A 24,069-nucleotide genomic window follows, 5' to 3' on the forward strand; every position below is an offset into this window, starting at 1 on the left:
AAAATGTGAGAGCGTTATAACACCGGCTTTCGGGTTGATCAAGTCTTTTTCAACGGGGTAAGGCGTTTTTTTAAAGCGGGTCATGCTAAGGTGCCGACAGGGCTCATAAGTCCGTACGGCGGGTTCTTTGCTTTATTGGGCAGAGGTTGAACGGGGAACGCGGGTGCGCGAGCGCGTCATCGGGATGATAAAAAGGTGAGCCGGAAGGGGCAGGGACTCACTTCTTTTAAAAAACACGGCTTGGTTGTCCTTATTTGGGGGGGCTGTTTTCCATGGTGCGAAACGCAAAAACCCCCTTGCCGTTTCCAGCAAGGGGGTTGAAGTCAAATGGTGCCGAAGGGGAGACTTGGAGACAGCGAATTCTGTCCACGGCCCTCAACCGTGCGCGTCTACCAATTCCACCACTTCGGCAAAATGTGAGAGCGTTATAACATCGGTTTTCGGGTTGATCAAGCCCTTTTTGCGGGGCTCTTGGCTTTTTTTGAGGGTCGGAAACCGTGGGTGGGGAAGGAGGGTGGTTTGGGGTGTGTTTTCAAGGTGATGTTCCCCTGGGGTGGTCCCGGGATTTTGATGGGGAGTTTCCAAGGGGGCGCGGTGGGGTCAAAGTAATGGTGCTTCATTGGGGTTGGTGTCTTGGAATAAACAAAGGATTGCACGGACGCAAAGGGGCATTTACGGGCTTTCTGCGTGCTTTTCTACCCCTTCTGAAAAGCTGGATCTGTTTTGGGCAACAAAAAACCCCGCCTTGTGTTCACAAGACGGGGTTTTTGTGCTGTGATTCAAGGGGAGACTTGAACTCCCACGGGTTGCCCCACACGGCCCTCAACCGTGCGCGTCTACCAATTCCACCACTTCGGCAAATCGTGCGACTATTCGCTTTTTGTATCCGCAGGTGCTGCGGGCGCGCTCTGCTCGGCAGCCGGAGGTGCGGTGATCACCGAGCCGGTCTTTTTCGTGCCTGAGTCGTACGCCAGGAAGAGCGAGGTGATCATGAAGATGATCGCGATGGCCGTTGTGGCCTTGCTCAGGAACGTGGCGCCGCCGGAAGGGCCAAACAGAGTCTGGCTGCTTCCACCACCGAAAGATGCGCCCATGTCGGCGCCTTTTCCGGTCTGGAGAAGGACAATGAGAATCAGGCCGACGCAGACCAGAATATGAACTATTTTAACAAAAAGCATTGTGTAGCCATCCGTTTATCATCGTTTGTATCGAACAATCCCGCTGAAGGATTCGGTGTCAAGGCTGGCACCTCCAACGAGGGCACCATCCACATCTTCAAGGGCCATTAGTTCAGCAATGTTGCCCGATTTGACGCTGCCACCATATAGGATTCTCATGGCATTGGCAAGCTCTTTCTGGATGCTGTCGGCAACGCTTTTCCTCAGGAAGGCGTGGACTTCCTGAACCATATCAGGGGTTGCCGTGTTGCCGGTGCCGATGGCCCAGACGGGCTCGTAGGCGAGGACAACAGGGGCCAGCTCCTCGGCGGACAATCCCTTAAATCCATGACCCCTGGGGTGTCAAGGACCTCAAAGGTTTTTCCCTGCTTGCGCTCCTCATCGGTTTCGCCGATGCAGACCACGGGGACCAGACCAGCCTTGAGGGCGGCTTTGAGCTTGTTATTGACGGTCTCGTCGGTCTCGCCGAAGAACTGACGGCGCTCGGAGTGGCCGATGATGACGTGGGTGCAGCCACAGGAGCGGATCATCTCGGCGGAGATCTCTCCGGTCCAGGCGCCTGTGGTTTCCCAGAACATGTCCTGGGCGGCCACGGCGATGGGGCTTTTCCCAAGGGCCTGGCAAACAGGGTAGAGGGCGGTGAAGGTGGGGGCCACCATCACGTCCACGTCGATGTCGGCGCCCAGGGCGTCTTTGAGCTCGGTTGCAAAGGTAACGGATTCGGCGCAATCCTTGTGAAGCTTCCAGTTGCCGGCGATGAGAGGGGTACGGGTTGCCATAGGGGCTCCTTATGTGGGGGACCGGCCCGGAAAACAGGCCGGTCCGAGGCAGAAGATTACAGTTTGGATGCGATCATGGCTGCCAGGTCCACCATGCGGTGAGAGTAGCCGGCCTCGTTGTCGTACCAGGAGAGGACCTTCACCATGCCGTCGATGACGTCGGTGGAGGGGGCATCCACGCTGGAGGAGGCGGGGCAGCCGTTGAAGTCGATGGAGACCAGGGGAGCATCGCAGTAATCGAGGACCCCTTTGAGCTCGCCGTCAGCCGCTTTCTGAAGGGCTGCGTTGACCTCTTCTTTGGTGGCGGGCTTTTCAAGGTTGACCACCAGGTCCACCAGGGAGACGTTAGGGGTGGGGACGCGGATGGACATGCCGTTGAGCTTGCCTTTGAGCTCGGGCAGGACCAGGGCCACGGCCTTGGCAGCGCCGGTGGTGGTGGGAACCATGGAGCAACCGGCGGCACGGGCGCGCCTCAGGTCCTTGTGGGGGGCGTCCAGGATGCGCTGGTCACCGGTGTAGGCGTGGATGGTGGTCATGAGGCCCTCTTTGATGCCGAAGGTCTCGTGGAGCACCTTGGCCACGGGGGCCAGGCAGTTGGTGGTGCAGGAGGCGTTGGAGACGATGTGGTGGGCGGCCGCATCGTAGGTGGCATCGTTGACGCCCATGACGATGGTGGCGTCGGGGTCGCTGGCCGGGGCGGAGATGATCACTTTTTTGGCGCCGGCTGCAAGGTGCTTGGAGGCGCCTTCGCGGTCGCGGAAGATGCCGGTGCACTCCATGGCGATGGCCACATCAAGTTCTTTCCAGGGCAGGTTGGCGGGGTCTTTTTCGGCGGTGACGCGGATGGTTTTGCCGTTGACGACAATGCCGTTGTCCGCAGCTTTTACCTCGCCGTCAAAGCGCCCGTGCACGGAGTCGTAGGCCAGAAGGTGGGCGATGGTTTTGATGTCGGTGAGGTCGTTGATGGCAACCACGTCGATTGCGGGGTTGTTGAGGGCTGCTCTGAAAACCATACGACCGATACGTCCGAATCCGTTGATACCGATTTTGATGCTCATGGGTCTTCCTCCGTCCAACGTTGGGTGTCAGCACCAGTTGGAGATGTGATGGTGATAAATGGTTGGTGACGTTTGCAAAGAGGCGTCCGATGTCCGGGGCTGCAACGGGTGCAGCCCATCCAAAGGCAATGTTCGGGCGGGTCTTTAAACGTTGTAAGGGGCCGGAATCTTTGTGATGACCCGGCCCCCGGTTGCTTATATCTCGGTCGCCCCGATGGCGATCGTTTATTACCCTGTCAAAGGGAATGCATCAGCGCTTGGCGCCGTTTAAGATGCTGCTGGCAAGGGAGATGCTGCGTTTGCCCGTGTTTTCCAGGAGCTTGGCCGTGGAGGTGAGGGCTCCTTTTTTCTGGCGGCCCACCGCAGAGATCAATACCGGGCGGCCGCCCCGGAGATCACCTCCACCTGGTCCTCCTCCAGAAAGGAGAGGGAGAGGTTGGAGGGGGTACCGCCGAACATATCGGTGAGGATGAGAACCCCGTCTCCGGAGTTGACCTCCTTGATGGCCTTGGCCACCTTGTTGTGCAGGTCATCGACACTCTTGGTGATGTTGATGGAGACGGGTTTGACCTGCTCAAGGGGTTCTTTTTGTATGAATTCGGCGGTTTCGATGAGAATTTCACCGAGATTGCCGTGGGTGACGACCAGTATGCCAATCATATATAAACCTCATGTGGGGCATCTTGTATGGTGGCCTCGCCACGGTCCGGGCGGCATGGAGCATGCCCCCGCGGTGTGGTGCCGCAGCATGGGCTTCGGTGCGAGGCGTGTTCGGTCTGTAACGCTAACGAGTGTATCATTTTTTGGCGGCAGGGCACACACCTGCCGGCGTTTATTCCTCCCGGCCAATGTCCCGGTGCAGGAGGCGGATATCGGAATAACGACGCTTCAAGTGGTTGTGGATTTCCGAGGACACGGCCACGCTACGGTGCCGACCCCCGGTGCATCCCACGCCCAGGGTGAGGTAGTGTTTCCCTTCCTTTTGGTACATGGGGATGAGAAAGTCCAGAAGATCGGTGTATTTGAGCAGGAAGGTCCGGGTTCCCTCACCGTTGAGGACAAAGTCCCGCACATCCGGGGAGAGGCCGCTGTGGGGCTTGAGCTCCGGGACGAAGTAGGGGTTTTCGAGGAACCGCACATCCACCATGAGGTCGGCATCCTGGGGGACACCGTACTTGAACCCGAAGGAGACCACGGAGATCTTCAGCGGGGTTTTGTGGTGGGAGTCTGCGGCCAGCTCCGAAATAACCTTTTTCAACTCGTGGACCGTCAGGCTGGAGGTGTTGATGATCCGGGTGGCGTCTTCGTTGCGCAGGCTTGTGAGCTCTTCCCGTTCCTGGGTGATGGCATCCATCACCCCTTTGTCCCCCACGGCCAGTGGGTGGGTGCGGCGCGTCTGGGAGAAGCGCCGTGTCAGGGTAGCCACGTCGGCCTCCAGGAAGATGACCTTCAGGTTGTGGCCTGCCTGCTTCAGCTCATCGAAGACGCCGCGGTATGACTTGAGAAAGGTGCGCTCACGAAGGTCCATGCCAAAGGCAATGCCTCTGTAGTGGGTCTCCTTGGCAATGGGGATTTCCATGAACTTGGGCAGGAGGGTGACGGGGAGGTTGTCCACGCAATAGTATCCGGCATCCTCAAACGCGGCCAGGGCCGTGCTTTTACCGGATCCTGCCTGTCCTGTGATGATGAAAATGTTGAAGATGTTCATGGGGAGAACTCCCTTTGCTGCCCGGAGCCGTCGCCGGCAAGGCCGCGTGAAGGTTGCGTGTCCTTTAGGGAACGGACCGGTTCGGGGTGCTGGTGTTCGTTGAAATCGTCAAGGAGTTTGCCTCTCAAGGGCTGACATCCGATGGTGCCCGGGAAAAGCCCGGGCCGTCATCCGTTTTCGTTGTCCTCGTTTCGGATAATGGCGTGGATCTCGTCCCGTGATGTGGCGGTCATCAGTTTTTTGCGAAAGAGATCGCTCTTGAGCATTTTGGAGAGCCTGGCCAGGAGCTTTAAATGTTGACCGGTGGACTGCTCGGGAGTGACGAGGACAAAAAAGATATGGGCCGGTCGCCCGTCCAGGGAGTCGAAGTCCACACCCTGGCGGCTCATGCCGAATCCCACCACCATGCGGTCCAGGCCGGCGATCTTTCCGTGGGGAATGCCGATGCCGTCTCCGATGCCGGTGCTTCCGAGTTGCTCCCGTTCAAGGAGAACCCTTACCAGGTCCGGGTGGTGGAGGCCAGTGAGGTCCGCAATGGGGGCCGCGAGTTCTTCCAGGATTCCTTTTTTGTCCCGTGACGTGAGTTCGGGGATGATCGTTTCCAGCTGCAGTACATCAAGGATTTTCATAATGATTCACCCAGAGAGTCTCTGTTGGCCTGTCCGGCGGTGTGTCTGCCAGGCCGTGTGTCAGGCCGTCCTTTGCAGGATCGTGCGTGGGGCGGTTGCCGACAGGTTTGGGACCTCTACTTTCATATCAGTGGATGGCCCATCTTTCAAGACCTGATGCGCGGGTCGCGTCTCGTCGTCCGAGCATCGGTTTTTGCCCATGAAAAAAGGCGCCTGCACCGGGCAGGCACCTTTTAAACGGAGTGTTTTGTAGCTGACATCACCGGGGTTGTCAAATGGATTTCATTGGACGGTGGCCCCCGGAGGCTGTCGTGTATACGGGCGAGTCGCCCTGTTGCAAGATGAACCCGTGTGTGATCAACCCGGCGAAATCGAAACGCATTTTCGGCTGCTCCTCAAGGGCCCCGCACCCCCTTGAAACGGAGGTGCGGGGCGTTTTCAGGCGGGGCTATATTTTACGAGTTCATCCTCGTGACGTTGCGGACAGACGGCGGGTCAGGCCAGCCGGCGGTCCTCATCCATATCGAAATCGGAAAAGTCATCAAACTCATCCACGTCAACAGGGGCCTCGTTTATCTCTTCGGCCAGGGTGGGACGGATCCCGGGGTTGCCGCTTTTGCGGGCCTGTATCTTTTTCTTGTTTTTGGAGAGTTGCTGCTTGATTTTATCCACGGCAAGGTCGATGGCTGCATACATGCGCTCGCTTGTTTCCGTGGCGTGGACCGTGGTGCGGCCGCTTGTGACGTTTATTTCGGTAATATGCCGTATCTTTTCAACGGAAAAAACGACGTTGGCTTCGGAAGGGGCATCAAGCAGTTTGTCGATACGTTCCAGCTTTTTGGTGGCGTACGCCTTGAGTGCGTCGGAAGGGTCAATGTTCTTGAATGTTACAGATACTTGCATAAATGACCTCCTAAAATTGTTTTCGTTTGCTTGACGGCAATATTTTCATTGCCTCACGGTATTTGGCTACCGTTCGTCTAGCGATGTCTACATTGGCCTCCTTTTTCAAGATTTGAGCGATTTTCTCGTCGCTGTAGGGTTTTTTGGTGTCCTCTCCGTCAATGATCTGTTTGATCTTGTCCTGGACACTGGCCGACGCGATGGCGGCTCCGTGGACGCGGTTGATGGAGCTGTTGAAAAAGTATTTCAGCTCGAAGATACCCTGGGGGGTATAGGCGTACTTGTTGGTGGTGACCCGGCTGATGGTGGACTCGTGCATGCCGATGTCCTGTGCCACGTCCCGCAGCACCATGGGCTTTAAGTGAGAGATCCCTTTTTCAAAGAACTCAGCCTGGAATTTTAAGATGCTCTCCATGACGCTGTAGATGGTTTTCTGGCGCTGGTGGATGCTCTTGATGAGCCAGGCCGCAGAGCGCATTTTGTCCTGGAGGTAGTCCCGGGTGTCGCTGGGGATGTCCTGGCCCTTGGAGAGCGCCTGGCGGTAATAGGGGTTGACGCGGAGCCTCGGCATGCCGTCGTCGTTCAAGGCGATGATGAACTCCCCCTCCTCCTTGTAGACGTAGATGTCCGGAGTGATGTAGTGGGGTTCTTCGGTGCTGAAGGGGCGGCCCGGCTTGGACTCGAACTCCTTGATGATGTTCACCGTGGAGATGATGCTGGGCAAGTCCTGCACCAGCGCCTTGCTCATGGCCTTGTAGTCTTCGGGTCCTCCAGCTCCTTGATGTGGTTGGTGACGACCTCTTTCATGATCCGGGTCTCCACGCCGAAATGGCGGGCCTGGATCAGGAGGCACTCCCCTAAGTTCCGGGCACAGATGCCCGGAGGATCGAAGGTCTGGAGTCTTCAAGGACATCCTCCACGAGTTCCACCGAGTGGCCGCACTCCTCCGCGATCTCTTCGACGGAGGCGGTGAGATAGCCGTCGCTGCTCAGGTTGCCGATGATGAGGCAGCCGATCTCCTCGGTGTCGGAGTCCGGGCAGGTCATCAGGAGCTGCCAGAGAAGGTGGTCATCCAGGGATTTCTTCTGGGATACGAAGGCCTCGTATTTGGGCGCCTCCTTCTGCTCGGATTCGTACTGGGCCTTGCCTGTGGAGTTGTACTCTCCCAGGTAGTTGTCCCAGTCGATGTCGCTTCCGATCTTCTCGTCGATTTTCACTTCGGACGTTGCGTTCTCTTCCGGTGCCGGCTTCTCGTCCTCGTGGGTTCCCGCTTCCCGTTGTGCCGTCTCCTGAATCTCTTCGAGGGCCGGGTTTTCTTCCAGCTCCTGGGAGATGGCGTCGACCAGCTCGAGACGGGAGAGTTGCAGGAGCTTGATGGCCTGCTGAAGCTGGGGGGTCATCACCAGTTGTTGGGAGAGGCGCAGCTGTTGCCTGAGTTCCATTGCCATAACTACAACTTCACGGTTTCCATTACGGTTCACACAAGTTTGGGTTGCCGGTCGCATCGCCATTGATACGCCGACTGAAGCCGTCTGTCGGGACGGTTCGATCCATCGAAATTGGGAACGCGGGCCCTTGAACGGTCTGAGGGCCTGCGGTTTTCTATAGGGTAAAGCCTTCGCCCAGATAAATACGGCGGGCGATATCGCTTGATGCAATCTCCTCGGGGGAGCCGGATTCGATGACCTTGCCGACACTCATGATGTAGGCGTTATCGCAGACTCCCAAAGTCTCCCGGACGTTGTGGTCGGAGATCAGGATCCCGATGCCGCGCTCCTTGAGCATGGCGATGATGTTCTGGATGTCGATGACCGCAATGGGGTCGACCCCTGCAAAGGGCTCATCCAGAAGGATAAAGTCCGGTTTGATGGCCAGGACCCGGGTGATTTCAAGGCGCCTGCGTTCTCCACCGGAGAGGACGGCTGCTTTGCGGTCGGCAAGGTGACTGATGCGCAGTTCCCCCAGGAGGGTCTCCAGGCGCTCTTCCTGTTCCTGTTTGGAGATGCCCAGAAGCTCCAGGATCGCCATGACGTTGTCCCTGACCGACAGGGACTTGAAGATGGACGATTCCTGGGGGAGGTAGCCGATCCCGCACCTGGCCCGCTTGTACACGGGGTAGTTGGTGATCTCCTGGCTGTCGATGAAGACGGAGCCTGAGTCGGGACGTACAATACCTGCAGCCATGTAAAACGTGGTGGTTTTCCCTGCGCCGTTGGGGCCGAGGAGGCCGGTGACGTGGTTGCTCTCCACGCGGATGGAGACACCGTCCACAACGGCTCTCCCTCCGTACGTTTTTATCAGGCTGTTCATCACAAGCTCAGTCATAAAATCCCGATCTTCCCTCTTCGTAATGCGTCTTCACTTACCGGGCCCGTACCTTAAAAATATAATGCATCTGTCGCCGATCTCAAGGGCGGCCCTTATACCGGTAGCCGGTTCAACTTGTCCGGGACGTCCCTTACCATACCACAGGGGCTTTGAAAAAGCACTTGGCATGTTGTCAGAGGTTACCGGAAGCAGCTATTCCCAAGGCTTGAGGCTCTATTTATCCTTTTTGTCCGGGGTAAAGGAGAACCCCTTTTCCCCGGGCACGAGCCGGACCTTTACCCGGGTGCTGTTTCCGCTGTCCACCTTGATGGCGCCTGTAAGGCGGTTGATGACAATGGTTTTGCCTGTCAGTGTGCTTTTGCCGCTTACCACGCGGGGCGGGCCTCCGGTGAGGGTCACCTCCTCCTTGCGCAGGTCGTACATGGCTTTGTCGGCGGTGGCGTGTTTCTCTTCAAAATCCATGGTGACGTTGCCCTCAGCCTCAATGAGGGAGAGGCCCTTGGTGGTGTCTCCCTTTTGTTTGCCGTCTTCGTAGTGAAGCTGGACCGAGTCGGCCTTGAGTACGGCGCCGTCCCGGGTGATGCGAACGTTGCCGGAGAAAAGGGCGTAGCGGCCCTGGCTGTCCGAGGTGAGGTGATCGGCGCTGATGCCGACTTCGCCTTCCTGGGCAACCCCGGCCACAGGCAGCAGCACAAGGGCCAGGAGGAGGCACCAGAGATATTTACTGGGGACGTGTTTCATCGTATTTTCCTTTACTTGCTTCTCGGAGCGTGCCGTTGACGTTTCCGTCCAGGGTCATCCGTCCCCCGGCAAGGTCGAGGAACATGGCATCTCCGGTGAGCCGGGAGATGGCGTCGGTGATGACCACCGGGGTTGTGGAGATGATGACCTGGGACTCCTTGGTGTAGGTGAGGGCGTCACTGGTGATGGTGATTCCTCTCCGTTTGACCACCACATTGCCGGACACCTCCATATTCCGTGTCTGGGTGTCAAGGACTCCCTTGTCGGCGGTCAGGGTGGTGACCGCCCCGGTTTTTTCAAAGTACCGGGCGGTGAGCATCAGGAACACAGCGCGGTTTTCCGTGTTGTACAGGTTGACCGTTTCCGCCTCGACGCTCCACTCATCCACGCCCTGGCGGGACGAGGTGTGGCGCATTTTGTCCAGGGTGAGGGTCGCTTTGCTCTCCTCCCGGGGCTCTGTGGCAGGCGTCTGGCTGCCTCTGTGGGTGGCCAGGATGACCCCGGTGGACAGGGCGGTGGCGGCCATGATGGCGATGAGCACCCTTCGGACCACCTTTCGGGTGGATATGGCGCTTTTGCCCTTCATGCAAGGTATCTTTCGATGGCTTTATCCCAAAGCCCTTTGGCTTTAAGGATCGCTTCACAGGTTTCCCGGACCGCACCTCTGCCCCCGGCATGGGTGGTGGTCAGGTGGGCGCGCTCTCTGACTTCGGCCACGGCATCGGCCACGGCAATGGAAACCCCGACCCGTTTCATGATGGGCAGGTCCGGGAGATCATCGCCGATGAAGGCCATGCGATCGGCAGGAATCCCCGAGCGTGCCACCACCTCATCAAGGGCTTTTGTCTTGTCTGAGACCCCGTCAAAGAGAAGGGGGATGCCCAGGTTGTCCACGCGGGCCTGGAGGGCCCCTGCGGATCGGCCGGTAACAATGGCGGTTTGGATGCCTGCATCCATAAGGAGCCTCAGGCCAAGACCGTCTTTGACGTTGAAGTGTTTGATCTGGCTGCCGTCGTCGCAGTAGGTGACTTCGCCCTGGGTGAGGACCCCGTCCACGTCCATGATGAGCAGGTCGACGGAAGCGAGTTTCTCTATGGGGGTCATGCCTTGCCTCCGTCATTTATAATGGACTTGATGGCCACGATGCGGGGGAGTAGGGTCTCCATCATCTCGAAGTTGACGGAGTTGGGGCCGTCGCACAGGGCGTTGTCCGGATCGAAGTGGGTCTCCATGAAGAGGCCGTCGGCCCCTGCTGCAATGGCTGCCTGGGCAAGGGGCGGGGCCTGTCTACGGTCACCGCCTGATTTGCTGCCCTGGCCTCCTGGGAGCTGCACCGAGTGGGTGGCGTCGAAGATGACGGGGCATCCGGTCTCTTTCATGATTCCCAGGCTTCGCATGTCCACCACAAGGTTGTTGTAACCAAAGGCGGTGCCCCGCTCGGTGAGAAAGATGCGGTCGTTGCCGGCAGAACGGGCTTTGTCGACGATGTTGCCCATGTCCCAGGGGGCGAGGAACTGGCCTTTTTTGATGTTGACCGGCTTGCCGGTCTCCGCGGCCGCCACGATGAGATCGGTTTGCCTGCAGAGCAGGGCCGGGATCTGGATGATGTCCAGAACCTCGGCAGCTTCGGCCGCCTGCATCGGGGCGTGGATATCTGAAATGACGGGGATGTCGAATTCGCGCTTTATCTCTTCCAGAATGCGCAGCCCTTCCTGGGGGCCGGGGCCTCGGAACGACTCAATGCTGGTGCGGTTGGCTTTGTCGTAGGACGCTTTAAAAATGAAGGGGACCCCTTCTTTAACGGTCAGTCGCCTGAGGAAGTCGGCGATGCGCATGCAGATGTCCCGGTTTTCGATGACGCAGGGGCCGGCAATCAGGAAAGGGGGAGCATCGGGTCCGGTGCGTAACGAACGGATGGGGTCTGGCATACAAAACTCCTTAAAAAAGTCTCGGGGTTGGGGTGTGGCCGCCTCGAATACGTCGCAAGGCGCCTGATCGCATGTCAAGATGTTGCCGATTACCTGTACCAGATAACACCCGAATTTGCGAGACGCTTCGGGCGTGACGTTTCTTAAATGAATTTTTTGTTTAGGTACGGAATTTGCTGCACCCGAACGATCTAAGGGATGTATCCCGGAAACCCATCAAAAGTCAAGCCGCCAAAAGAGCCCTTGATAACCATGGGCTTTGCTGGTATCTGATAGTGTTGATATGCCAAAGTGCCCATGATTGCCAAGGGTATCGGGCGCTTTTCCATGGGACCCGGTGCAGGTGCCGTGGCCTTGTGTGAATGCATCCTGGGCGGTTTTTCAGTTCAGGTTTTCTATCATTGCCCCTCAATTTCTATTTTTGGTGCGGGTGTCTGGAGATGTAGTTTGAGACAAAAAAAAGAAAGCAAAAAAGGGCGGCTGGTGGTCCTGCTTTTTCTGGTAATGCTTATTGTGGCCGGTTGGTTCGGGTTCAGCCGACTGGAAGGAACCCCCCCTGAGGTGGGGCTGGATCTCTCCTTTGAGACCTTGGGGAGCCAGGCTCGGTTGACCGGAACCGTGAACGATGAAACAAGCGGTCTGCGGGAGGTGTGGGTCGCCCTGTCCCGCGGCGGCGTGGATAAGGTGATTTACAGCAAGACCTGGCCGAGTGACGGGTTCCCCGGAAAGGGGAGCACCTTTTCCGATACCATCGACGTGGACGCAGACCCCGGTAAACTTGGGCTCACCGACGGCAAGGCGCTGTTGCGCATCCGTGCCACCGACCACTCCCTTCGCAACCTGCTCAAAGGGAACACGACCTACATTGAAAAAGAGATCACCATCGATACCCAGCCCCCGGTGGTGGATATCCTGACGCGAAGCCATAACGTGGCCCAGGGCGGTACCGGCGTGGTGGCCTATCGGGTTTCTGAGAAAGTTGCAGAAAGCGGGGTAAGGGTCGGCGATAACTTTTTCCCCGGGTATGCCGGTTATTTTGAAGGCCATGACAACGTCTATGTGGCGTTTTTTGCCCTGACCCACCTCCAGAAGAAGGGGACCGAAATCCTGGTGGAGGCCGAGGATGAGGCCGGGAACCGCACCAAGGCCGGCTTTTACCACTACATTATCGGTAAGCAGTTCAAAAGCGACCGCATCAACATCGGCGACGGGTTCCTCAACGCCAAGATTCCAGCCATGAGCGTGGAGCAATTTGGGGCAAAGCCGTCCAACAACCTCGAAAAGTACCTGGTGATCAACAGCAAGATGCGGGCGGACAACAACCGCACGATCTTGTCCAACGGAACCAAGACCGAGGCCAAGATGCGGTGGAAGGGCACCTTCAAGCAGCTGCCGGGTTCCGCCACCCCGGCCACCTTTGCCGATCATCGAAGCTACTATTACAAAGGTCAGCGGGTGGATCAGAAGTACCACCTCGGGATGGATTTTGCCTCCATCAAGCACGCCAAGATCCCTGCGGCCAACGCGGGCAAGGTGGTCTTTGTCCAGGAGGTGGGGATTTACGGGCGAACCGTTATTATCGACCACGGCTTCGGTCTTCTCTCCAGCTACTCCCACATGAGTTCGGTGCGGGTGAAAGAGGGCGACGTGCTGAAAAAAGGCGATGTGGTGGGGCGAACGGGCGTCACGGGTCTTGTGGGTGGCGACCATCTCCACTTCGGGATGATTGTGGGTCATGTGTTTGTCAATCCCATCGAATGGCTGGACGGCCACTGGATCAAAAACAACATCACCTCAAAGCTTGACCGGGTGAAGCGGGAGCTCGGAAGCGCCGGGGTGAGCGGGTGATAAAGCCGTGGGGCGGGTGCGGTGGCTCGGGTCGCCGGGCGTGCCCCTCTGCAGATCACACAACCAATTCAATTTTTGGAGCTGAAATCAGGTGGGCAAAACATTCAAGGTAGAAAAAACTTACGAAGAGATTAATGCCAGGATCAAGAGCGGTGACGTTGTGGTTGTCACGGCTGAAGAGATGATTGGCATTGTGGACGAAAAAGGCCCTGAGGAGGCTGCCCGACAGGTGGATGTGGTCACCACCGGGACCTTTGCCCCCATGTGCTCGTCCGGGGCCTTCCTGAACATCGGCCAGTCCACGCCGTCCGTGCGCACCACCTCCACCTGGTTCAACAACGTTCCGGCCTATTCCGGGGTGGCGGCGGTGGACTGCTACCTGGGTGCCACGGCTGTGTGTGACGACGACCCCCTGAACAAGGTCTACCCCGGTGAGTTCCGATACGGCGGCGGCCATGTCATCGAAGATCTGGTGGCCGGAAAAACGGTTTACATCCGCGCCGACAGCTACGGCACCGCCTGCTACCCCAATCTCCACGTCGAAAAGGAGATGACCCTTGACGAGCTTCCGTCCGCCGTGCTCTGCAATCCGAGAAACGCCTACCAGAACTACAACTGCGCGGTGAACCCTTCGGACAAGACCATCTACACCTACATGGGGACCCTGAAGCCCAAGATGGGCAACGCCAACTATTGTTCTGCCGGTGAACTTTCTCCCCTGTTGAACGACCCCCTGTACAAGACCATCGGCTTCGGCACCCGGATTTTTCTGGGTGGGGCCCAGGGCTACGTGGCCGGTCCGGGGACCCAGCACAGGCCGGGCAACCCCAGGGGCGAGAACGATGTGCCCCTTTCGCCCGCCGGGACCATCTGGGCCATGGGGGACCTAAAGAAGATGTCCCCGGAATGGCTCCGCGGGGTGAGCATGAGGGGGTACGGCTGTTCGCTGTCCGTGGGGCTGGGAATTCCCATTCCCATCCTCAACGAGGAGATGGCAAGGTACACCGCCGTCCGGGACGAAGAGATCTTTACCCAGGTGGTGGATTACAGCGATGATTATCCCAACGGGGTGTCCCGCAGCCTGGGGCAGGTGAGCTACAAGGAACTCAAGAGCGGCAGCATTACCGTCAATGGCGAGACGATCTCCACGGTGCCCCTCTCCAGCATGGTCAAGGCCCGTGCCGTGGCCGAGACCCTGAAAGGGTGGATCCAGCGCGGGGAGTTTCTCCTTGGGGTGCCCCAGGAGCTTCTGCCTGTCGAGTAAGGGCGTTTGCAACTAGTTCGCTTAAAATGCCTCCGGCGACCCTGTCGGGGAGCTCCCGGCGTTCAAGAACATGGTTTGTGCCCGGCGTTTTGTGAAGGCTTGTTGCCCTGTTCAGGCCGGGCGACATAGCCCATTTTTATATTGCCGATGCCCGGGGACCGGTATATGATCACGGGCAATGCGACGGCATCGTTACGGATGGCCCGTCAACGCGACAGGCGTCCGGCTGGCGGCGTGGTGTGTCTTTAAGCCACGGCTGTTCCGGCAATGAGCCTTTCAATGTATCCGCATGGACTCACGACTCGTGGTCATCAGTCTCTATTCCGACGTTTACTGTATTTTACGATGAAACGGCCTGTGCCGGTCATTCCGGCTGCCATGACATGCGCTCACTCCATGGGTTTGAGGTGCGTCCAAGGGGCAGCCAGGCTCTGCAGGGCTGAAATCAAAAGGCGAATCCACATTGGCATCGAAAAAGAATCCCCCTGCTGAATCCTCTCCGGCCAAAGGCCCCCTTCGCGAAAATATCGAGGCAATTGTCATTGCCCTTATCCTGGCCCTTTTCATTCGAACCTTCGTGGTCCAGGCGTTCAAGATCCCCTCGGGCTCCATGCTCAACACCCTTCAGATCGGCGACCATATTCTGGTGAATAAGTTTATCTACGGGGTGAAGCTTCCCTTTATCCAGAATACCATTATCCCCGTCAAGGACCCGAAACGCGACGACATCGTGGTGTTTATCTATCCTGAAGACCCTAAGAAGGACTTTATCAAGCGGGTTGTGGGCGTCGAAGGGGATGAGGTGGAGATGCGGGCCAAGAAGCTCTACGTCAACGGAAAGCGGGTGGAGAGGGACTATACCATCCATACCGACCGCCGGGTGCTTCCCGGCCAGCTCACCACGCGGGATAACTTCGGGCCCGTCACGGTTCCCAAGGATTCTCTGTTTGTCATGGGGGACAACCGGGACAACAGCCATGACAGCCGGTTTTGGGGATTTGTTCCCTTAAAGGCCGTCAAGGGCAAAGCCTTTATGATCTACTTCTCCTGGAACGGACGGGATCATTCGGTACGATGGGGCCGGATGGGGGATATACTCAGGTAAGTGAGGTCATAGGGCATAGGTTATAGGATATTTAGGTGAGAGGTTGTCGATCTCTGTCCGGCTTGTCTGTTATAAAGGCGTCTGCTTTCACATAAAAGCACATTCTCCTTTGATTGAGATGAAACGAAATCCATTGTAAAAATTTGTTTATCCAACTTTCTTGTCGCGCCGAAGCCCCTGGGCGAAGGCGGATCAAAAGTTTGGCCCCCGGCAGGGCCGCCGGGGGCTTGTTTTAAAGGTCACACTACATAAAAATTCCAGATCTGAGGTGCCATGAAACTAAAGAACAAGGATATTCTGGATATTGAGTCCCTTTCAGCCGAGGAGATCGGGTTGATCCTTGATACGGCGGAGAGGATGCGGGAGGTTTCCCGGCGCCCTGTGAAAAAGGTCCCCACCCTGCGCGGGAAGACCATCATTCTTTTTTTCCACGAGCCCAGCACACGCACCAAGACCTCCTTTGACATTGCCGCCAAGCGCATGAGCGCCGACAGTATCTCCATGGCGGCCAGTTCAAGCAGCCTTGTCAAGGGGGAAACCCTGGCTGACACGGCCCTCACCCTTGAGGCGATGAATCCGGATATCATTGTGATGCGCCACTCATCGGCCGGAGCCCCCCACATGATGGCACAGCGCGTCAATGCTTCGGTGATCAACGGGGGAGACGGCATGCACGCCCATCCCACCCAGGCCCTTCTGGACATGCTCACCATCCGTGAGAAGCTCGGCTCCATTGCCGGGAAACGGGTGGCCATTATCGGCGACATCGCCCACAGCCGGGTGGCCCGCTCTAACATCAACGGGCTCACCAAGATGGGTGCCTCGGTGGTGGTGGCAGGGCCGTTTACCATGCTTCCCTACGGGGTGGCAGAGCTGGGCTGTGAGGTGGCCACATCCGTGGACGAAGCCGTGGAAGGGGCTGACGTGGTGATGATGCTCCGGATCCAAAAAGAGCGACAGGAAAACTTTCTGTTCTCATCGGTGAGGGAGTACTCCAAAAATTACGGGCTGACCCGACAGAGCGGCTCATGCGGGCCAACGAAGGGGCTATCGTGGACGGTATCCCGGACCCATGAACCGCGGGGTGGAGCTTACCAGTGAAATCGCCGACGGGCCGTGGTCCGTGATCCTGGATCAGGTCTCCAACGGTGTGGCAGCGCGTATGGCACTTTTTTATCTTCTGGCAGGAGGTCGTGATGCAGACAGTGATTAAAAACGGCAGGGTGGTGGATCCCGGCAACGCGGTGGGTGATTACGATGTCTGGATCAAGGACGGATGCATTGAAGCGCTGGTTGCCCGGGGTGAAAAAGAGATCCCCGAAGGCGCCGAGGTGATCGACGCCCAGGGGCTCTTGGTGGTACCGGGGCTCATCGACGTGCACGTTCACCTGAGGGAACCCGGGGAAGAGTACAAAGAGACCATTGAAACAGGTGCCAGGGCCGCTGCTGCAGGCGGGTTTACCGCAGTGTGCGCCATGCCCAACACCAAGCCGGTGAACGACACGCCGGAGATCACCTCCTTTATCGTGAAGCAGGCCAAGGAAGCTGGCTACGCCAAGGTATATCCTGTGGCGGCCATCACCTCCGGGCTTTCCGGGGGCTCTTTGTGTGAGTTCGGCGAGCTGAAAAACGCCGGGGCCGTTGCCGTGAGCGACGACGGCCGCCCCGTGGAGGACGGCCAGATCATGCGCCGGGCCATGGAGTATGCCAAGGGGTTTGATATGCTGGTGGTCTCACACTGCGAAGAACTCTCCCTTGTGGCGGGCGGCTGCATGAACGAAGGTCTCACCGCCACCCGCATGGGTCTTGCCGGGATACCCAACATCTCGGAGTCCATGATGGTCATCCGGGATATCGGCCTGGCAGAACTCACCGGTGCCCGGCTCCACGTGGCCCATGTGAGCACCCATGAGTCCATTGAGGCCATCCGGGATGCCAAAAAACGCGGGGTGTCCGTAACGGCTGAAACCGCTCCCCATTATTTCACCCTGACGGACGAGGCGGTGAAGGGGTACAACACCAACGCCAAGATGAACCCTCCTTTGCGAACGGAAGAGGATCGCCAGGCTGTCCGCGAAGCCCTTGCCGACGGCACCCTGGATGTCATTGCCACAGACCACGCTCCCCATTCCATTCTGGAGAAGGACCTGGAGTTCAACCGGGCCATGAACGGCATCATCGGCCTGGAGACCTCCTTACCCCTGAGTTTGCAGCTCGTCAGGGACGGCGTCTTGACCCTTGAGGAGATGGTTGTCCGCATGTCCAAACGACCTGCAGAGATCCTGGGGCTTGATAATTCTCTGGTGGCGGGCCACCCGGCCGACCTTGCCTTCATCGATGATCAAACCGAATGGACCGTTGTGGCATCCCAATTGCAAACCAAGAGTGCAAACACGCCTTTTGAGGGGTGGACCATGAAGGGACGGGCCGTACGGACCCTTGTGGATTGCAAGATGCGGACGCAATCTGATCTGGTAAGTGCTTCACAGCAAACGAAATAAAAAACACACTCCGGCTGGTAACGGGGCGGCTTTCATCTCATGGGACAAGCCGCCCCTCAGGTGCGTGTGCCCAAATAGCCTGCCGAATTATGTCATGGGGTGACAAAAAATGTCACTGCCAACCCATCCTGCCTGTACACACGCATGATAGCCCTTCCTTGACACACGTGCTGCAACACAGCATGACCGATCTATAAAATGAAATGTTCCCGAGCTGACCAGGCCGGGTGACTTAGATTGAAACGTGACGGAATCGATACATGTCTAAAAAACCCCAAATTCTTGTTGTGGATGATGACCTCGGAATGCGTGAGTTCCTCGAACTGATGCTGACCAGGGAAGGGTACGGGGTGACCCTTTCGGATTGCGGTAAAGACGCGGTGAAACGAATCAGGAAGACAACCTTTGACCTGGTGCTCACGGATATCCGCCTCGGAGACCTGACCGGCCTTGATGTCTTGAGGGCCGCCAAGGAGGTCAAGCAGGAAACCGCCGTGGTCATGATCTCTGCCTTTGCCACCACCGAGACCGCGGTGGAGGCCATGAACGAGGGCGCCTACGACTATGTCCCCAAGCCCTTTGACAACGAAGAGTTGAAAGACACCCTCAAGCGCGCCCTGGAGCTCCAGAGCATCGCCGCTGAAAAAGAAAAGCTTTCCGAAGAGACCCAGGAGGTCCTTCATTTCGGTACCATGATCGGCAGCAGCGGTCCCATGCGGCGCATCTACACCCTGGTGGAGCAGGTGGCTGGCACACGGACCAATGTCCTTATTACCGGCGAAAGCGGCACAGGCAAAGAGCTCATCGCCCGGTCCATCCACACCCTGAGCGACCGTGCGGCACATCCCTTTGTGGCGGTAAACTGCGGCGGGATCCCTGAGACCCTCATGGAGAGCGAACTCTTCGGTCACCTCAAGGGCTCCTTTACCGGTGCCACCCACGACAAGAAAGGTCTCTTTGAAGAGGCCGAGGGCGGAACAGTCTTTCTGGACGAGATCGGAGAGCTCTCCATGCCCCTTCAGGTTAAGCTCCTCCGGGTGGTTCAGGAACGCAAGATTAAACCTGTGGGCGGGACCCGCGAGGTAGGTGTGGACACCCGTATCATCTGCGCCACCAATAAAAACCTCGAAGAGGAGGTGATGGAGCAGCGGTTCCGAAAGGACCTTTTCTATCGCCTCAACGTCATTGAAATCCGCGTCCCCTCCCTGCGCGAGCGCAAGGCCGACCTCAAGCCCCTGGCCCAGTTTTTCCTCGAAAAGTACGCACGGGAAATGGGCAAAGATATTACCAAGATTTCATCCTATGCCATTGATTTGTTGAAAAATTACGATTTTCCGGGTAACGTAAGAGAACTTGAGAATCTCATTGAGCGCAGCGTCGCCCTTTCGGCCACCAACATCATCCTCCCCGAGAGCCTCTCCATGTCTTCCAAGCGAAGGCGCTGGATTGAAGGCGTCCCCAGGCGCCGCTTCGACCTCGACGACGTGGCCACCGGTGTGGATCTTCCCGAGATTCTCGAATCCATCGAAAAAGCGTACATGGAAAAAGCCCTGGAATTCACCAAAGGCAACAAAAGCAAGGCGGCTGAGCTTCTGGGGGTGTCGTTTCGGTCGTTCAATAAAATTTGTGCGACAAGCTCAATATTTTGTGATGTGACGTTTTTTGTCAGGTTGGTGCCCTATATGGGTCGTGGCGATAGCGAGGAGAGGCGTAATAAGTAAGATCTCTGCTGATATCCCGTGTAATATATGTTTATTATAAAATATATGTAGTGGTATGGAATGAATTGTGCACAGTCATCTTTCACGTGATGCCATGGGGTTCTCCGAATGAACTGTGGCATTGGCTGTTGACGATGGCGGTTTATCCAAACCCCTCATGTTGAACGAATGAGAAGCGTGCCTTGTCTTAGGTGCAATTTACCCAAAAAACCAGGAGGAATGACTCATGATGAAGAACAACAAAGGCTTTACCCTCATCGAATTGATGATTGTCGTGGCAATCATCGGGATTCTGGCCGCGGTGGCCATTCCCAATTTCCGCAACTACCAGCTCAAGTCCAAGGAGTCCGAGGCCAAGGTGAACCTGGCTGCCATTGCTGTTGCTCAAGAAGCTTATTTTGCCGAGTATGATGGGTATGTTACGCTGGCAGCAAATCCGGCAGGTACAGCGAGTGGCGCCAAGCGAACTTGGAGTCCCACGGCAGCTGGATATGCTGCAATCGGCTTTGCGCCTAAAGATTCAAACGTCTACTTTACCTATCAAACCACTGCTGCTACCGCAATTGCATTTACAGCCACAGCAACGGGCAATCTTGACGGCAGCGGAAGTGGAGATAATGTTTGGTCAGTATCCAACACCAGCAGTGTCTCCAAAACGTCTGCAAAGGATACGTTTTAAGCAGTCAGTAAATCATTTTTTGTTGGTTTTGGCTGTTCACCTGCCAGGAAAAGGCTGCTGCCATGGCTGTCTTAGGTAGGTGGATATCTTTGAAACCACCAGCATGATAGTGAAAACACCAAAAGACAGGCTGATTGAATTCAGCCTGTCTTTTGGTGTAATTGGGGTTTTATTGATAAAATAGTACTGAGAGACTGCAATGAATCGCGCTAAATTTTTTCTGGTGGTCGTTGTGTGCCTCAGCATGATTGTTGCATTGGATTTTTTTTGGATGCATGACGGCAATAGTCCGGATCACGATGACAACTACCGCTTGATAGATATTTCTCCTCCATATTTATCAATACTCTCGTTAGGCCATGAGAGCCTTGCGGCGGACTGCTTGTGGTTGGATTTAGTCTTCCGGCTGGGGACCGAATCAAAGACCGGTACTGATGCGCATTTTCTTAAAACCTATATTGATAGCATCACACGCTTGTCACCGGCATTCGGGGGCGTATATGAATTTACAGGGGCCCTTGTGCCGCGCCTGACGGGTGATGTCGACTATTCGAATCGTATTCTTGAAATGGGACGGGTTCATGTCTCCAAGAGAAGCGAGCGGTACTGGTATATTCCCTTTTATCTGGGGATCAATGCCTATTTTTGGTCAAACGATTCTTCTCGTGCAGGTCGTTTTATTGAAGAAGCTTCAACCTTTGAGGCAGCACCCGCTTATTTCCCTCGTCTTGCGGCAACGCTGTATGCAAAAGGTGGTGACACCCATGCCGGTCTGGAAGCTGTCGAACGCTTTTTGAAGGTGTATGATGATCCCTATATTCTTTCTCTTTTAAGGAAAAAAAAACGTGCCCTCAAGGGGCAAGTGGAGAAAGAAACAAGCCAGTATCTTTTGAGGTTGATGTTTAACAAAAACGAATCGACACTGCTTGAGGCAATGGGGCTATTTTGAGTATGCAGATGCATATGACGAAAAAAGAAAGTGATAGAATGGATGAGGCGTCCCCCACCCTTGTGTCGTTGAAGGACGTAACGAAAACCTTCAAGGGGCATTTTTGGTCAAAGAGAAAAACGATTTTATCCGGTGTGACATTGGAACTCGGCGAAGGGACGGTTGCGGGGATCATCGGCCACAACGGTGCCGGGAAGACCTCCCTTTTTAAGATTTTAACGGGCTTGGCTTTTCCGGACAAAGGCCGTGTCTCATTTGGCGAAAAGATGGGGGACAACCCGAGGCAGCGTCTCGGCTTTTTGCCGGAAAATCCTTATTTTTATAAATATTTGACAGCGATTGAAGCATTGTCCTTCTATGTTGCCCTGTTTGATGGGGTAAACGTATCCCCTTCAGAGCTCGAACATGCTTTGATCCAAGTCGGGTTGCCCAAGGATGTTCATGCCCAACGGCTCAACACTTTTTCCAAGGGAATGCTTCAGCGCTTCGGATTCGCCCAGGCCCTTGTGAATGATCCGCTGCTCATTATTCTTGATGAACCCATGTCGGGGCTGGATCCTGTGGGCAGGAAAGAGATCAGATCGCTTATTGAGGGGCTCAAGCGGAACGGAAAGACCATCGTTTTTTCATCACACATTTTAGACGATGTGGAAAAACTCTGTGATACGGTTTATTTGCTTGACGGCGGACGTTTGGTCAACAAGATACAGATGAACGACATCCTTGGAAAATCAAGCTGGTGCATTGATTATTCTTTGACTCACCATGCCGATGATACCGCTGAACACCGTGAGGTCGTCCATACAAAAAAAGAGTTACATCTCAGGGTCACGTCCGTCATTCAATCAGGAGGGACACTAACGAATATTGAACGGGTTATCCCTCCGTTGGAAGAGTGGATTGATAGAAGGGCAACCAAAGGGCCGAACATATGAATATCCATCATGTACTGTGCGTTGGAAAGAATACCTATAAGGAAGTGATTAGGGATAAAGTGTATTATGTCTTTTTCTTTTTTTCACTGTTTGTGATGCTTTTTTCCAGTCTGTTGGGGCGTCTTTCAATCGGAGAAACACGGGTTTTTATAATGGATTTCTCCTTTTTTGCAATGGAGATCACCGGTGTTCTCATCTCCATTTTTGTCGGTATAACACTTGTCTATCGCGAGATTGAACAGAAGACCGTTTTTAATATTCTCTCGAAGCCGGTGAGACGATCCGAGTTTATTGTGGGAAAATTCACCGGACTTTTTTTTGCTCTTTTGCTTGTCGAAACAATAATGTTTGTATGTATCGTATTTTTTTTATTTTATAAAAACATCGATGTGTCCCCTGGATCCCTTGTGGTTTTTGGTTCTATTCTTCTCAAAATCATCATGATTCTGAGTTGCGCTGTGTTGTTCTCCGTTGTGAGTTCACCTCTTGTGAGCGGTATGTTTACACTGTTTTTCTATGTTATCGGGAGCGTTTCTTATCAGATTAAACACATCTATCACGTCGCAGATAGCTCCGTATTGCAGCGTGTTGTCTATTCGTTGATACCGAATTTTAAAAATCTCGATTTTTCTTATCAGTATGTTCACATGTTGGATATAGATCCAAAGGCTGTTTTGGTGTCTTGGACATATGGAATCGTGTATGCACTAACGTTGCTCGTGATTTCTACCAAATGCTTTGAAAGGAAGGATCTACTTTGAGTTTTTGGGTCCGGTCCAGGCATCGGCAAACCCATGAGCCACTTGTTGCACGTGACTGCATTTTTCCCAATTGGAACCATGTGTGGACCTGGCTTCTCATGGGGGAACGATGAAAAGGAGTTCTGTATGGGACGCGTCAGCGTCATTTTGCCGGTTTTTAACGAGGAGGAGTCTCTGCCTGGGTTGTTGTCGGAGCTGACTTCGAACTATCCCGATTATGAGATTGTTGTTGTCAATGATGGGTCCAACGACGCGACTGAAGACATCTGCCAGCCATTCGGCGTGACGTTGGTTCGTCATCCCTACAATATGGGGAACGGGGCTGCGGTAAAGTCAGGAATGCGTCAGGCCTCAGGGGATATCTTTGTTACGATGGATGCCGATGGACAGCATGATCCTGGGGACTTAAGATCCCTTGTGGCCCTCATGGATCACTATGACATGGCTGTCGGTTCGCGTTCCTTCCTTGGGCAGGCCACGCCTCAAAGGGCCGTTGGAAATATGATTTACAACGCCCTTGCATCTTATGTCGCAAAGTTCAAGGTTCAGGATTTGACATCCGGCTTCAGGGCGGTCCGCCGTGGCGTGGCCCTTGAGCACTTGCCCCTTTTCCCCAATACGTATTCCTATCCGACCACGCTTACATTGGCTGTTCTTCGGAGCGGTTACAGTGTCACGTATGTTCCGATAAAAGCGAAGGCACGCGTTGGCGGAAAAAGCGGGATTCACCTGGTAAAAGACGGAACGCGGTTTTTGATGATTATCATTAAGGTGTGTACGCTCTACTCTCCCCTTCGTGTCTTTTTACCCGTGAGTGCTGTGATGTTTCTTCTTGGGTGTTTCAATTATGCATATACCTACATGACCCATGGGCGGTTTACAAATATGAGTGCTGTTTTTTTTATGTCGGGGGTCATCATTTTTATGATGGGCATCATTTCTGAGCAGATCTGTCAGTTGCGATATGATCGGCCCGACACAACGAGCGGCGATAAATTCTAATTCAGTAATTCTTTGAGTCTCGTGGCTTGTTTTATTTACAGATGACGCGATC

27 protein-coding genes, 2 tRNA genes and 1 pseudogene are annotated in these 24,069 nt (G+C 55.5%); 12 read left to right on the forward strand and 18 right to left on the reverse strand.

Features of this window, described 5'->3' with window-relative positions; translation table 11 throughout:
* Positions 1–328 precede the first annotated feature (328 nt).
* The 18 genes and pseudogenes from ACOYW2_RS03530 to kdsA all read right to left on the reverse strand — a co-directional run bounded on the left by ACOYW2_RS03530 (position 329) and on the right by kdsA (position 11,252).
* Positions 329–411 (reverse strand) — tRNA-Leu (locus tag ACOYW2_RS03530).
* 364 nt (positions 412–775) lie between these two features.
* A tRNA-Leu gene (locus ACOYW2_RS03535) sits at positions 776–863 on the reverse strand.
* A gap of 6 nt (positions 864–869) precedes the next feature.
* On the reverse strand, positions 870–1,178 hold the full coding sequence (secG, locus tag ACOYW2_RS03540) for a preprotein translocase subunit SecG (protein ID WP_180146729.1): 309 nt from the start codon (positions 1,176–1,178) through the stop codon (positions 870–872).
* Positions 1,179–1,196: 18 nt separating this feature from the next.
* Positions 1,197–1,493 (reverse strand): triose-phosphate isomerase, encoded by a 297-nt coding sequence (locus tag ACOYW2_RS03545; protein WP_482421726.1) that lies wholly within the window; start codon positions 1,491–1,493, stop codon positions 1,197–1,199.
* Positions 1,382–1,957, reverse strand: a complete 576-nt coding sequence (locus ACOYW2_RS03550; protein ID WP_482769414.1) for a triose-phosphate isomerase family protein — start codon at positions 1,955–1,957, stop codon at positions 1,382–1,384. Before ACOYW2_RS03550 ends, ACOYW2_RS03545 begins: the two co-directional genes overlap by 112 nt.
* Before the next feature lie 56 nt (positions 1,958–2,013).
* Complete coding sequence (gap, locus tag ACOYW2_RS03555; protein WP_180146734.1) at positions 2,014–3,015, reverse strand: type I glyceraldehyde-3-phosphate dehydrogenase; 1,002 nt, start codon at positions 3,013–3,015, stop codon at positions 2,014–2,016.
* Between the two features lie 250 nt (positions 3,016–3,265).
* Positions 3,266–3,388 carry a hypothetical protein gene (locus tag ACOYW2_RS03560; RefSeq protein WP_482769415.1) on the reverse strand — a complete coding sequence of 41 codons (123 nt, stop codon included), beginning with the start codon at positions 3,386–3,388 and terminating at the stop codon, positions 3,266–3,268.
* Positions 3,385–3,675: a PTS sugar transporter subunit IIA gene (locus ACOYW2_RS03565; RefSeq protein ID WP_482769416.1), complete on the reverse strand. Its 291-nt coding sequence runs from the start codon at positions 3,673–3,675 to the stop codon at positions 3,385–3,387. The genes ACOYW2_RS03560 and ACOYW2_RS03565 overlap by 4 nt, the downstream gene beginning before the upstream one ends.
* Before the next feature lie 172 nt (positions 3,676–3,847).
* Positions 3,848–4,723: an RNase adapter RapZ gene (gene rapZ, locus ACOYW2_RS03570; protein WP_180146740.1), complete on the reverse strand. Its 876-nt coding sequence runs from the start codon at positions 4,721–4,723 to the stop codon at positions 3,848–3,850.
* A 167-nt stretch (positions 4,724–4,890) separates the two neighbouring features.
* The gene (locus ACOYW2_RS03575; protein ID WP_180146744.1) at positions 4,891–5,352 is read right to left on the reverse strand and encodes a PTS sugar transporter subunit IIA; all 462 of its coding nucleotides are present in this window, start codon (positions 5,350–5,352) and stop codon (positions 4,891–4,893) included.
* 495 nt (positions 5,353–5,847) lie between these two features.
* A complete protein-coding gene (hpf, locus tag ACOYW2_RS03580) occupies positions 5,848–6,255 on the reverse strand; it encodes a ribosome hibernation-promoting factor, HPF/YfiA family (protein ID WP_180146747.1) in 408 nt (135 codons plus the stop codon).
* A gap of 10 nt (positions 6,256–6,265) precedes the next feature.
* A complete protein-coding gene (locus ACOYW2_RS03585; protein WP_482769417.1) occupies positions 6,266–7,003 on the reverse strand; it encodes an RNA polymerase factor sigma-54 in 738 nt (245 codons plus the stop codon).
* Positions 7,000–7,766, reverse strand: a pseudogene (locus ACOYW2_RS03590) (RNA polymerase factor sigma-54). The gene ACOYW2_RS03585 and the pseudogene ACOYW2_RS03590 overlap by 4 nt, the downstream one beginning before the upstream one ends.
* Before the next feature lie 91 nt (positions 7,767–7,857).
* Complete coding sequence (lptB, locus tag ACOYW2_RS03595) at positions 7,858–8,580, reverse strand: LPS export ABC transporter ATP-binding protein (protein WP_482415265.1); 723 nt, start codon at positions 8,578–8,580, stop codon at positions 7,858–7,860.
* Positions 8,581–8,796: 216 nt separating this feature from the next.
* On the reverse strand, positions 8,797–9,324 hold the full coding sequence (locus ACOYW2_RS03600) for an LptA/OstA family protein (protein WP_482421731.1): 528 nt from the start codon (positions 9,322–9,324) through the stop codon (positions 8,797–8,799).
* Positions 9,305–9,910 (reverse strand): LPS export ABC transporter periplasmic protein LptC, encoded by a 606-nt coding sequence (lptC, locus tag ACOYW2_RS03605; protein WP_482769418.1) that lies wholly within the window; start codon positions 9,908–9,910, stop codon positions 9,305–9,307. Before lptC ends, ACOYW2_RS03600 begins: the two co-directional genes overlap by 20 nt.
* Complete coding sequence (locus ACOYW2_RS03610; RefSeq protein ID WP_482769419.1) at positions 9,907–10,428, reverse strand: KdsC family phosphatase; 522 nt, start codon at positions 10,426–10,428, stop codon at positions 9,907–9,909. The genes lptC and ACOYW2_RS03610 overlap by 4 nt, the downstream gene beginning before the upstream one ends.
* Positions 10,425–11,252 (reverse strand): 3-deoxy-8-phosphooctulonate synthase, encoded by an 828-nt coding sequence (gene kdsA / locus ACOYW2_RS03615; RefSeq protein ID WP_482769420.1) that lies wholly within the window; start codon positions 11,250–11,252, stop codon positions 10,425–10,427. The genes ACOYW2_RS03610 and kdsA overlap by 4 nt, the downstream gene beginning before the upstream one ends.
* A gap of 447 nt (positions 11,253–11,699) precedes the next feature.
* Between kdsA and ACOYW2_RS03620 the strand changes: the two genes are divergently transcribed.
* The 12 genes from ACOYW2_RS03620 to ACOYW2_RS03675 all read left to right on the forward strand — a co-directional run bounded on the left by ACOYW2_RS03620 (position 11,700) and on the right by ACOYW2_RS03675 (position 24,017).
* Positions 11,700–13,100, forward strand: coding sequence for a M23 family metallopeptidase (locus tag ACOYW2_RS03620; RefSeq protein ID WP_482769421.1), 1,401 nt, complete (start codon positions 11,700–11,702; stop codon positions 13,098–13,100).
* 91 nt (positions 13,101–13,191) lie between these two features.
* Positions 13,192–14,364 (forward strand): homocysteine biosynthesis protein, encoded by a 1,173-nt coding sequence (locus ACOYW2_RS03625; RefSeq protein WP_482769422.1) that lies wholly within the window; start codon positions 13,192–13,194, stop codon positions 14,362–14,364.
* A gap of 463 nt (positions 14,365–14,827) precedes the next feature.
* Positions 14,828–15,469 (forward strand): signal peptidase I, encoded by a 642-nt coding sequence (gene lepB, locus ACOYW2_RS03630; RefSeq protein ID WP_482769423.1) that lies wholly within the window; start codon positions 14,828–14,830, stop codon positions 15,467–15,469.
* A gap of 273 nt (positions 15,470–15,742) precedes the next feature.
* Positions 15,743–16,570: an aspartate carbamoyltransferase catalytic subunit gene (locus ACOYW2_RS03635; protein WP_482769424.1), complete on the forward strand. Its 828-nt coding sequence runs from the start codon at positions 15,743–15,745 to the stop codon at positions 16,568–16,570.
* The gene (locus ACOYW2_RS03640) at positions 16,542–16,682 is read left to right on the forward strand and encodes a hypothetical protein (protein WP_482421738.1); all 141 of its coding nucleotides are present in this window, start codon (positions 16,542–16,544) and stop codon (positions 16,680–16,682) included. Before ACOYW2_RS03635 ends, ACOYW2_RS03640 begins: the two co-directional genes overlap by 29 nt.
* Entirely contained in the window at positions 16,666–17,970 is a 1,305-nt protein-coding gene (locus ACOYW2_RS03645) for a dihydroorotase (RefSeq protein ID WP_482769425.1), read from the forward strand. The genes ACOYW2_RS03640 and ACOYW2_RS03645 overlap by 17 nt, the downstream gene beginning before the upstream one ends.
* A 260-nt stretch (positions 17,971–18,230) precedes the next feature.
* Positions 18,231–19,691, forward strand: coding sequence for a sigma-54-dependent transcriptional regulator (locus tag ACOYW2_RS03650; RefSeq protein WP_482769426.1), 1,461 nt, complete (start codon positions 18,231–18,233; stop codon positions 19,689–19,691).
* A 226-nt stretch (positions 19,692–19,917) separates the two neighbouring features.
* Positions 19,918–20,370 (forward strand): type IV pilin protein, encoded by a 453-nt coding sequence (locus tag ACOYW2_RS03655; protein WP_281374553.1) that lies wholly within the window; start codon positions 19,918–19,920, stop codon positions 20,368–20,370.
* A 199-nt stretch (positions 20,371–20,569) separates the two neighbouring features.
* Complete coding sequence (locus tag ACOYW2_RS03660) at positions 20,570–21,319, forward strand: hypothetical protein (protein WP_180146788.1); 750 nt, start codon at positions 20,570–20,572, stop codon at positions 21,317–21,319.
* Between the two features lie 14 nt (positions 21,320–21,333).
* Entirely contained in the window at positions 21,334–22,254 is a 921-nt protein-coding gene (locus tag ACOYW2_RS03665) for an ABC transporter ATP-binding protein (RefSeq protein ID WP_482769427.1), read from the forward strand.
* Complete coding sequence (locus ACOYW2_RS03670) at positions 22,251–23,015, forward strand: ABC transporter permease (protein WP_482769428.1); 765 nt, start codon at positions 22,251–22,253, stop codon at positions 23,013–23,015. The genes ACOYW2_RS03665 and ACOYW2_RS03670 overlap by 4 nt, the downstream gene beginning before the upstream one ends.
* Positions 23,016–23,141: 126 nt before the next feature.
* Positions 23,142–24,017 (forward strand): glycosyltransferase family 2 protein, encoded by an 876-nt coding sequence (locus ACOYW2_RS03675; protein ID WP_482769429.1) that lies wholly within the window; start codon positions 23,142–23,144, stop codon positions 24,015–24,017.
* Positions 24,018–24,069 lie beyond the last annotated feature (52 nt).

This window comes from Desulfoluna sp. CLI2B, from assembly GCF_056847375.1.

Bases quoted from the DNA above. Each gene is read 5' to 3' on its own strand.
- secG (WP_180146729.1), bottom strand. From the start codon at position 1,178: ATGCTTTTTGTTAAAATAGTTCATATTCTGGTCTGCGTCGGCCTGATT.
- ACOYW2_RS03550 (WP_482769414.1), bottom strand. From the start codon at position 1,957: ATGGCAACCCGTACCCCTCTCATCGCCGGCAACTGGAAGCTTCACAAG.
- gap (WP_180146734.1), bottom strand. From the start codon at position 3,015: ATGAGCATCAAAATCGGTATCAACGGATTCGGACGTATCGGTCGTATG.
- ACOYW2_RS03565 (WP_482769416.1), bottom strand. From the start codon at position 3,675: ATGATTGGCATACTGGTCGTCACCCACGGCAATCTCGGTGAAATTCTC.
- rapZ (WP_180146740.1), bottom strand. From the start codon at position 4,723: ATGAACATCTTCAACATTTTCATCATCACAGGACAGGCAGGATCCGGT.
- ACOYW2_RS03575 (WP_180146744.1), bottom strand. From the start codon at position 5,352: ATGAAAATCCTTGATGTACTGCAGCTGGAAACGATCATCCCCGAACTC.
- hpf (WP_180146747.1), bottom strand. From the start codon at position 6,255: ATGCAAGTATCTGTAACATTCAAGAACATTGACCCTTCCGACGCACTC.
- ACOYW2_RS03585 (WP_482769417.1), bottom strand. From the start codon at position 7,003: ATGAGCAAGGCGCTGGTGCAGGACTTGCCCAGCATCATCTCCACGGTG.
- lptB (WP_482415265.1), bottom strand. From the start codon at position 8,580: ATGACTGAGCTTGTGATGAACAGCCTGATAAAAACGTACGGAGGGAGA.
- ACOYW2_RS03600 (WP_482421731.1), bottom strand. From the start codon at position 9,324: ATGAAACACGTCCCCAGTAAATATCTCTGGTGCCTCCTCCTGGCCCTT.
- lptC (WP_482769418.1), bottom strand. From the start codon at position 9,910: ATGAAGGGCAAAAGCGCCATATCCACCCGAAAGGTGGTCCGAAGGGTG.
- ACOYW2_RS03610 (WP_482769419.1), bottom strand. From the start codon at position 10,428: ATGACCCCCATAGAGAAACTCGCTTCCGTCGACCTGCTCATCATGGAC.
- kdsA (WP_482769420.1), bottom strand. From the start codon at position 11,252: ATGCCAGACCCCATCCGTTCGTTACGCACCGGACCCGATGCTCCCCCT.
- ACOYW2_RS03635 (WP_482769424.1), top strand. From the start codon at position 15,743: ATGAAACTAAAGAACAAGGATATTCTGGATATTGAGTCCCTTTCAGCC.
- ACOYW2_RS03640 (WP_482421738.1), top strand. From the start codon at position 16,542: ATGAACCGCGGGGTGGAGCTTACCAGTGAAATCGCCGACGGGCCGTGG.
- ACOYW2_RS03645 (WP_482769425.1), top strand. From the start codon at position 16,666: ATGCAGACAGTGATTAAAAACGGCAGGGTGGTGGATCCCGGCAACGCG.
- ACOYW2_RS03650 (WP_482769426.1), top strand. From the start codon at position 18,231: ATGTCTAAAAAACCCCAAATTCTTGTTGTGGATGATGACCTCGGAATG.
- ACOYW2_RS03655 (WP_281374553.1), top strand. From the start codon at position 19,918: ATGATGAAGAACAACAAAGGCTTTACCCTCATCGAATTGATGATTGTC.
- ACOYW2_RS03660 (WP_180146788.1), top strand. From the start codon at position 20,570: ATGAATCGCGCTAAATTTTTTCTGGTGGTCGTTGTGTGCCTCAGCATG.
- ACOYW2_RS03665 (WP_482769427.1), top strand. From the start codon at position 21,334: ATGACGAAAAAAGAAAGTGATAGAATGGATGAGGCGTCCCCCACCCTT.
- ACOYW2_RS03670 (WP_482769428.1), top strand. From the start codon at position 22,251: ATGAATATCCATCATGTACTGTGCGTTGGAAAGAATACCTATAAGGAA.
- ACOYW2_RS03675 (WP_482769429.1), top strand. From the start codon at position 23,142: ATGGGACGCGTCAGCGTCATTTTGCCGGTTTTTAACGAGGAGGAGTCT.